The sequence below is a fragment of the Mesorhizobium sp. M7A.F.Ca.AU.002.02.1.1 genome, from assembly GCF_003998535.1.
Taxonomy (GTDB): Bacteria; Pseudomonadota; Alphaproteobacteria; order Rhizobiales; family Rhizobiaceae; genus Mesorhizobium; species Mesorhizobium ciceri.
Window position 1 is genome coordinate 1 of the sequence record NZ_RZPB01000236.1, and the last position, 7783, is coordinate 7783.

General features: G+C 62.7%; 9 protein-coding genes and 1 pseudogene. All 10 read left to right on the forward strand.

Annotation, left to right across the window (positions count from 1 at the left end; genetic code table 11):
• Nucleotides 1-646 (forward strand): glycoside hydrolase family 3 N-terminal domain-containing protein (locus EN879_RS16195; RefSeq protein ID WP_164774432.1); only part of this gene is annotated, 646 nt, incomplete at its 5' end.
• Between the two features lie 61 nt (nt 647-707).
• Nucleotides 708-1508 carry a ScpA family protein gene (locus EN879_RS16200; RefSeq protein ID WP_013531293.1) on the forward strand — a complete coding sequence of 267 codons (801 nt, stop codon included), beginning with the start codon at nt 708-710 and terminating at the stop codon, nt 1506-1508.
• On the forward strand, nt 1505-2272 hold the full coding sequence (gene scpB / locus EN879_RS16205) for an SMC-Scp complex subunit ScpB (protein WP_027160430.1): 768 nt from the start codon (nt 1505-1507) through the stop codon (nt 2270-2272). The genes EN879_RS16200 and scpB overlap by 4 nt, the downstream gene beginning before the upstream one ends.
• Nucleotides 2273-2442: 170 nt before the next feature.
• Nucleotides 2443-2664: a twin-arginine translocase TatA/TatE family subunit gene (locus tag EN879_RS16210; RefSeq protein ID WP_013531295.1), complete on the forward strand. Its 222-nt coding sequence runs from the start codon at nt 2443-2445 to the stop codon at nt 2662-2664.
• 30 nt (nt 2665-2694) lie between these two features.
• Nucleotides 2695-3495 carry a Sec-independent protein translocase protein TatB gene (tatB, locus tag EN879_RS16215; protein WP_063168118.1) on the forward strand — a complete coding sequence of 267 codons (801 nt, stop codon included), beginning with the start codon at nt 2695-2697 and terminating at the stop codon, nt 3493-3495.
• Nucleotides 3492-4358: a twin-arginine translocase subunit TatC gene (tatC, locus tag EN879_RS16220; protein WP_013531297.1), complete on the forward strand. Its 867-nt coding sequence runs from the start codon at nt 3492-3494 to the stop codon at nt 4356-4358. Before tatB ends, tatC begins: the two co-directional genes overlap by 4 nt.
• A 345-nt stretch (nt 4359-4703) precedes the next feature.
• Nucleotides 4704-6008: a serine--tRNA ligase gene (gene serS, locus EN879_RS16225; RefSeq protein WP_063168117.1), complete on the forward strand. Its 1305-nt coding sequence runs from the start codon at nt 4704-4706 to the stop codon at nt 6006-6008.
• Nucleotides 6008-6766: a 5'/3'-nucleotidase SurE gene (surE, locus tag EN879_RS16230; protein ID WP_024503850.1), complete on the forward strand. Its 759-nt coding sequence runs from the start codon at nt 6008-6010 to the stop codon at nt 6764-6766. The genes serS and surE overlap by 1 nt, the downstream gene beginning before the upstream one ends.
• Nucleotides 6763-7422: a protein-L-isoaspartate(D-aspartate) O-methyltransferase gene (locus EN879_RS16235; RefSeq protein WP_013531300.1), complete on the forward strand. Its 660-nt coding sequence runs from the start codon at nt 6763-6765 to the stop codon at nt 7420-7422. The genes surE and EN879_RS16235 overlap by 4 nt, the downstream gene beginning before the upstream one ends.
• Before the next feature lie 191 nt (nt 7423-7613).
• A pseudogene (locus EN879_RS39960) lies at nt 7614-7783 on the forward strand (peptigoglycan-binding protein LysM); the annotation flags it as partial.

Below are 7783 nucleotides of genomic sequence, written 5' to 3' on the forward strand. Positions count from 1 at the left end.
GCCGGTGCTCGACGGGCCGATCGACGGCGCCCGCGATGTCATCGGCGCGCGTGCCTACGGCAAGGACCCGCGACCCGTGATCGAGCTCGGCCGCGCAGCCGCGGAAGGGCTGATATCGGGCGGCGTGCTGCCGGTCATGAAGCATATTCCGGGCCATGGACGTGCCTTTGCCGACACGCATTTTGAACTGCCAGTGGTCAATGCCTCGCTCAGTGATCTGCAGCGGCATGATTTCGCCCCGTTCAAGGAGCTTAGCCATCTGCCGATGGCGATGACTGCGCATGTCGTCTACAGCGCGATCGACCCGAACAATCCGGCGACCACCTCCGGCAAGGTCATCGACGAGATCATCCGGCGCGAAATCGGCTTCGACGGACTGCTGATGAGCGACGACACATCGATGAAGGCACTTTCTGGGGATTTCCCGACAAAGGCGGCCTCGATCCTTGCGGCGGGCTGCGATCTGGTCCTTCACTGCAACGGCGTTTTCGAGGAGATGGCCGGCATCGCATCGCGCACCACGGGGCTTGAGGGCACGTCGCTGGAGCGCGCCAAGCGGGCGCTGACCTATATAAAGGACCGTGACACGGTCGAAGAAACCGAAATACGCGCCGAATTCGCCACCTACTTCGATGCGGTGGCATAGCAAGGGAAAGTGACAGGCAGTGGCGGAGACATTGGAAAGCAAGGCCGCGAAGGCCGCACCGATGGACCGTCTGTGGGCCGAAAATGACGATTCACGCGTCACCGGCGACCCGTCGCTGGTCGTCGACGTGGCCGGCTTCGAAGGTCCGCTCGATCTTCTGCTGCATCTTGCCCGCACCCAGAAAGTCGATCTGGCGCGCATTTCGATCCTGGCGCTGGTCGAGCAATATCTGACCTTTGTCGAGACGGCGAGGGCGCTCAGGCTGGAGCTTGCCGCCGACTATCTGGTGATGGCGGCATGGCTGGCCTTCCTCAAGTCCAAGCTCCTGATCCCCAAGCAGCCAGGCGACGAGGGCGAAAGCGGCGAGGAACTGGCGGCGGTGCTGCAGTTCCGACTGAAGCGGCTGGAAGCCATGCGCGACGCCTCGGCGCGTCTGGTCAACCGCAACCGGCTCGGCCGCGACGTGTTCGCGCGCGGCATGCCGGAAATGGTCATCATCGAAAAGCGCAACGCCTATTCTGCCTCGCTCTACGATCTCTTGACCGCCTATGCCCAGCAGCGCCAGAAGCAGGCGATCAACAATGTGACCATCGCCAGGCGCGGTGTCTGGTCGCTCAAGGACGCGCGCGACATCCTGACCCGCCTTGTGGGAGCCGTGAGCGACTGGACGACGATGGAAAGTTTTCTGATCGCGTACATGACCAGTCCCGAGGAGCGGCGCACGGCGATCGCGAGCTCGTTCGCTGCCACGCTGGAACTGGTGCGCGAAGGCAAGATGGATGTGCGGCAGGATCAGACGTTCGCGCCGATCTACCTGCGCGGCCGAACGCAGACAATCAAGGCAGTCGAGGTGGCATCATGAGCGAACGCGCCAACGCTTCGGTTGTCCCGTTCAAGATCGGCGATGAACCCGACGAGGGCCCGCTTTCCCAGGATCCGGCCGAGCAGCAGCTACAAAACCCGGCCGAGCGACTGCATCTGGCCGAGGCTGTGCGCATGGCCGAGGCGATCGTGTTCGCCAGCGCCGAACCCGTCAGCGAAAAGCAGCTTGCGGCACGCCTGCCGGACGGCATCAACATCGCCCTGGCCATGGCCGAGCTGCAGCAGATCTATGCGCGGCGCGGCGTCAATCTGGTGCGTGTCGGCGATGCCTGGGCGTTCCGCACCGCCGGCGACCTGGCTTTCCTGATGAGCAGGGATACCGTCCAGCAAAGGAAGCTCTCCCGCGCGGCTCTCGAAGTGCTGGCGATCATTGCCTATCACCAGCCGGTGACGCGTGCCGAGATCGAGGACATCCGCGGTGTCGAAACCTCGAAAGGCACGCTCGACACGCTGCTGGAAACGGAATGGGTGCGCATGCGCGGCCGGCGAAAGACACCCGGACGCCCGGTCACCTACGGCACGACGGAGACCTTCCTCGATCATTTCGCGCTGGAAGAGATCCGCGATCTGCCCGGCATGGAGGAACTGAAGGGGGCCGGCCTGCTTTCGGGCCGCATGCCGTCGAATTTCTCCATTCCGCAGCCGCCGGCCGATCCCGATGCATTGACCGACGACGAGGATGCGCTCACCGATATCGATCTCGAGGAACTCGGCCTGCTGACGCCGCGCGTCACGGAAGATTGACTGGCATTGGCGGCCGATCTGTCGAGGATGCGCGGATTCGTAGCGGGGCCGCCGCGTCGAAAATGCGTGACATCCGCCACCCTTTCATAAACTCTGTCGCAGTTGTGTTTGAATCCCAACGCGAAAACGCATAGATCATCGCCAGGGAAAACATTCGAGAGAGATTTGCTATGGGTTCATTTTCGATTTGGCACTGGATGATCGTGCTGGTGATCGTGCTTTTGGTGTTCGGCCGCGGCAAGATTCCCGAGCTGATGGGCGACATGGCCAAGGGCATCAAGAGCTTCAAGAAGGGCATGGCCGACGACGACGTTGCCGAAGACAAGCGCACCGTCGAACATCGTGCCGACGAGACCGTTGCGGCCGCGAAGGAAAAGGCCAGCAAGAGCTGAGCCCAAAGGTTCTAGTCGGAACAGAGTGTCATGTTTGAAGTCGGCTGGACCGAAATGCTGGTCATCGCGATCGTCATGATCGTGGTCGTCGGGCCCAAGGATTTGCCCAATATGCTGCGCACCTTCGGCCGCACGACGGCGAAGCTGCGCGCCATGGCATCCGATTTCCAGAAACAGTTCAACGAGGCGCTGAAGGAAGCCGAGCTCGACGACGTCAAGAAGTCCGTCGACGAGCTCAGGGGCATGAGCCCGATGGCCGAGATCAGGAAGCAGCTCAATCCGTTCGAACAGGCCGCGGCCGACGTTCGCTCCGGCGTCGACGCGGCGATGAAGCCGAAGCCGGCAGCCGATCCGGCAACGCCAGCCGCTTCGACCCCGCAGGCGGCCGAGCCGCTGAAGAACGGTGCAACGACCATGCCCGGCGTCAACGGACCGGAAGCAGCGCCGGCAGCGCCGATTTTCCCGGCGATGACCGACGAATCGGTGGTGACGTCATCAGTGCCGACGACACCCGTCGTGGCGCCGAAGGCGTCCACGGCGAAGAAGGCAGCCAAGCCTGCACCGTCAAGGGCGACGCCGGCTATAAAGGCTTCGGCAAATGGCGCTAAAGCTCCTGCAAAAACGGTCACCGCTAAGGCCACGCCTGCGCCCAAGGTGCCAGCGAAGCCGGTGACGGCGGCAATGCCTGAAACGCCCAGGGCCAAGACGCCCGCTGCGGCCAAGGTGATCGCGTCCAAGACCGTAGCGACCAAGACGGGGGCGAAAATCGAACCGAAACCTGCTGCGGCCAAGAAGCCGGCGGCCAAGAAGACGGCTGGAGCCGCCAAGTGAGCGTTTCGGACACCGAAAAGGACGAGATCGAGAAATCGTCGGCGCCGCTGATGGAGCATCTGATCGAGCTGCGCCGGCGGCTGATCTGGTCGCTGGGCGGTTTCTTCGTTGCCTTCCTGGTCTGTTTCTTCTTCGCCAAGAAGCTGTTCAACCTTCTGGTCGTCCCGTTCAAATGGGCGACGCAGTGGGCAGGCCTCGATCCGCACAAGGTCGAGCTGATCTACACGGCGCCGCAGGAATTCTTCTTCACGCAGGTCAAGCTCGCCATGTTCGGCGGCATGGTGATCGCCTTTCCGCTGATCGCCACGCAGATCTACAAATTCATCGCGCCCGGCCTCTACAAGAACGAGCGCAACGCCTTCCTGCCGTTCCTGATCGCGTCGCCAATCCTGTTCCTGATGGGTGCGTCGCTGGTCTATTTCTTCTTCACGCCGATGGTGATGTGGTTCTTCCTCGCCATGCAGCAGGCCGGCACCGACGATCAGGTGCAGATTTCACTGCTGCCAAAGGTGTCGGAATATCTCAGCCTGATCATGACGCTGATCTTCTCCTTCGGCCTGGTGTTCCAACTGCCGGTGGTGACCAGCCTGATGACACGCGTCGGCATGCTGTCGTCCAAGGGGCTGGCCGAGAAGCGCAAATGGGCGATCGTCATCGCCTTCGTCGTCGCGGCGGTGCTGACGCCGCCCGATCCGATGAGCCAGATCGGCCTCGCCATTCCGACCATCCTTCTCTACGAGGTCTCCATCTGGGCTGCCCGGCTGATCGAGCGCGATCAGGAAAAGCAGCGCGTGGCACGCGAGAAGCAGGACGCGGCGGAAGAGGTCGCCGAGAAGAAGCCGGCGGACGCGTCCTCCACCTGAACGGCGCCGCCGCGTCTGGCCAGTCTCGATAGGAATTTTTTCTTGACCTGGTGAGGGCAGCTATGCTATGATTCTCGGTATGGTGCTGACTTGCGCCAGCGACCCGCCGTAGAGGCGGGTTTTTCATTTCAGGCTCTCCCCCGCCTTCAGCCGAAAGCGCGTCAAAGCGTGATCGCATGCTTGCGTTCCCCATGCCCCATCTTGCATCGATCGAGGATGCGGTTTACGCCCTCTGGCTGAAACGCATCGCACTGAAAGCGATGCGTTTCAGTTTTGTTTGAAGCATGTCGTTGTCCCAAACCGCTGCGCACTTTGGGCGACATGCTACCCCGGAGCGTTCAAACCATGCTTGACATCAAATGGATTCGCGACAACCCGAAGGCCCTTGTCGAGGCGCTGGTGAAGCGCTCGTGGTCGGCTGACGAGGCGCAGTCCACGGTCGGCGGGCTGATCGCCTCGGACGAGGCGCGGCGCGAACACGTTACCGAGCTACAGACCAAGCAGGAGCGCCGCAATGCCGCGTCGAAAGAGATCGGCAACGCCATGCGTTCGGGCGATGCTGCCCTGGCCGAGACGCTGAAAGCCGAAGTCGGCGAGATCAAGGTCTTCATCCAGAACGGCGAGGCGCGCGAACGCGAGCTGGACAAGGCGCTGAACGATGCGTTGGCGGTGCTGCCCAACGTGCCGTTCGACGACGTGCCTGTCGGCAAGGACGAGCACGACAATGTCGTCAAGCACATCGTCGGCAAGGTGCCGACGCGGCCGAACTGGGTGAAGGAGCATTTCGAGATCGGCGAAGCGCTCGGCATGATGGATTTCGAGCGCGCGGCAAAGCTGTCAGGCTCGCGCTTCACCGTGCTGAAAAGCGGGCTGGCGCGGATGGAACGCGCGCTCGGCCAGTTCATGCTCGATTTGCACACGACCGAGCATGGCTACGAGGAAGTCATTCCGCCGCTGATGGTCAAGGACGATGTTTTGTTCGGCACCAACCAATTGCCGAAGTTCGAGGAAGATCTGTTCTTTACGCCGCACGGGGAGGGCAGGCTTGGCCTGATTCCCACCGCCGAGGTCCCACTCACCAACCTTGTGCGTGAGGAAATCACCGCGCATGAAAAACTGCCGCTGCGCTACACCGCGCTGACACCGTGCTTCCGTTCGGAAGCGGGCTCGGCCGGGCGCGACACGCGCGGCATGCTGCGCCAGCATCAGTTCTACAAGGTCGAGCTGGTGTCGATCACCGATCAGGAATCGTCACTTGCCGAGCATGAGCGGATGACGCAATGCGCCGAGGAAGTGCTGAAGCGGCTCGGCCTGCCGTTCCGCACCATGACGCTGTGCACCGGCGACATGGGTTTTGGCGCACGCAAGACCTATGACATCGAGGTCTGGCTGCCCGGCCAGAACGCCTATCGCGAGATCTCGTCCTGCTCGGTGTGCGGCGATTTCCAGGCACGCCGCATGGACGCCCGCTACAAGGACAGGGACGGCAAGGGCAACCGCTTCGTCCACACGCTCAACGGCTCGGGCACAGCCGTTGGTCGCGCGCTCATCGCCGTCATCGAAAACTACCAGAACGAGGATGGCAGCGTAACCATTCCTGAAGTGCTGCGGCCTTACATGGGCGGTCTGGAAAAGATCGAAGCGAAATAATGCGTATCCTCCTGACCAATGACGACGGCATTCATGCCGAGGGCCTGGCGTCGCTCGAACGCGTCGCACGTACGCTGTCCGACGATGTCTGGGTGGTGGCGCCCGAGCAGGACCAGTCCGGCTATGCGCATTCGCTGTCGATCTCGGAGCCGCTGCGGCTGCGCAAGATTGGCGAGAAGCATTTTGCCGTGCGCGGCACGCCGACCGATTGCGTCATCATGGGCGTCAAGAAGATCCTGCCTGGCGCACCCGACCTGATCCTGTCCGGCATCAATTCGGGCGCCAACATCGCCGACGATGTCACCTATTCCGGCACCGTCGCCGGCGCCATGGAGGGCGCGCTGCTCGGCATTCGCTCGATCGCGCTCAGCCAGGGGTACAGCTATGTCGGCGAAGATCGCGTCGTGCCCTACGAGACGACGGAGGCGCTGGCGCCGGCGCTGCTGAAGAAACTTGTCGCGACGCCATTGCCGGACGGCGTGCTGCTCAACGTCAATTTTCCCAACTGCACGCCCGAGGAAGTCGCAGGCACGGTGGTCACCTCGCAGGGCAAGCTCGTGCACTCCCTGTGGGTCGACGAGCGCCGTGACGGGCGCGGCCTGCCTTACTACTGGTTGCGTTTCGGCCGCGAGCCGGTCGAAGGCAAGCAAGGCACCGACCTCTACGCCTTGCGCAACCGGCTGGTGTCGGTGACGCCGCTGCAGCTCGACCTTACCGCCCATGAAATCCGTGACCAACTGAGCAAGGCGCTCGCATGAACCAGGGCCTCCCGATCGACGACCGCGAAGGTTTTGCCGCCTTTCTGCTGCGTCTGCGCGGCCGGGGGACTGTGCCGAAGGCGCTGATCGCGGCCTTCGAGGCGACGCCGCGGCGCGGCTTCCTGGCGGCCCAGTTCCATCAGATCGCCTGGTCGGACCGCATGCTGCCGATCGAATGCGGCGAGGCGATCGAAGGCGCCGACATGCAGGCGGCGGTGATCGCCGCACTCACCATCGAGCAGGGCAACCGCGTGCTCGAGATCGGCACCGGCTCGGGCTACACCTCGGCGGTGATGTCGCGGCTGGCCGCGCGGGTCATCACCACCGATCGCTACAAGACGCTCGCCGAGCAGGCGCGGCAACGCTTCGAGGCGCTCGGCATCGGCAATGTGATCGTGCGCCACGCCGATGGTTCCGGCGGGCTGCCGAATGAAGGGCCATTTGACCGCATCGTCGCCTGGGCTGCCTTCGACAGCCTGCCGCGTTTCCTGCTCGACCAGTTGTCGAGCGGCGGTATCGTCATCGCTCCGATCGGCCCCGAAGAGGGCGAACAGGTGCTGGCCAAGCTGACCAAGGTCGGCAGCCGCTTCGAGCGTGAAGACATCGGCCTCGTTCGCCTGCAGCCGATCCTGCGCGGTGTTGCCGCTGTTATCTAGCGCGGATGTCGATGTTCGGCCGCGTCGTGCGCCCGTCTTCGACCCCGGCTGACCTGACCCGAAATCTTCGCACGGCTCGCTCTCTAATATTTTAAGAAAAATTGCGTCGGATTCCATGAGGTTAACCGTCGAGTAACATTAACGCGCTTTAATCATGCCTAGTTTGTACCGGGTATGTGCGGGTTAGTGCGATGCAACTCAGTGTTTTGAAGACAAACGGTCGCAATCTGGCGCGAGGCTGCGCCATTCTGATGGTCGCGGGTGCTGCTGCGGGGTGCAGTTCCCAGGTTTCGCGGTTCAATGGCGTCGACGACGTCTTTACATCCTCGACCAACACTCAGCGCGCCATCATCAACAAGCA

Excerpts from the sequence above, each read along its gene's own strand:
- EN879_RS16200 (WP_013531293.1), top strand. The coding sequence starts at position 708 with ATGGACCGTCTGTGGGCCGAAAATGACGATTCACGCGTCACCGGCGAC.
- scpB (WP_027160430.1), top strand. The coding sequence starts at position 1,505 with ATGAGCGAACGCGCCAACGCTTCGGTTGTCCCGTTCAAGATCGGCGAT.
- EN879_RS16210 (WP_013531295.1), top strand. The coding sequence starts at position 2,443 with ATGGGTTCATTTTCGATTTGGCACTGGATGATCGTGCTGGTGATCGTG.
- tatB (WP_063168118.1), top strand. The coding sequence starts at position 2,695 with ATGTTTGAAGTCGGCTGGACCGAAATGCTGGTCATCGCGATCGTCATG.
- serS (WP_063168117.1), top strand. The coding sequence starts at position 4,704 with ATGCTTGACATCAAATGGATTCGCGACAACCCGAAGGCCCTTGTCGAG.
- surE (WP_024503850.1), top strand. The coding sequence starts at position 6,008 with ATGCGTATCCTCCTGACCAATGACGACGGCATTCATGCCGAGGGCCTG.
- EN879_RS16235 (WP_013531300.1), top strand. The coding sequence starts at position 6,763 with ATGAACCAGGGCCTCCCGATCGACGACCGCGAAGGTTTTGCCGCCTTT.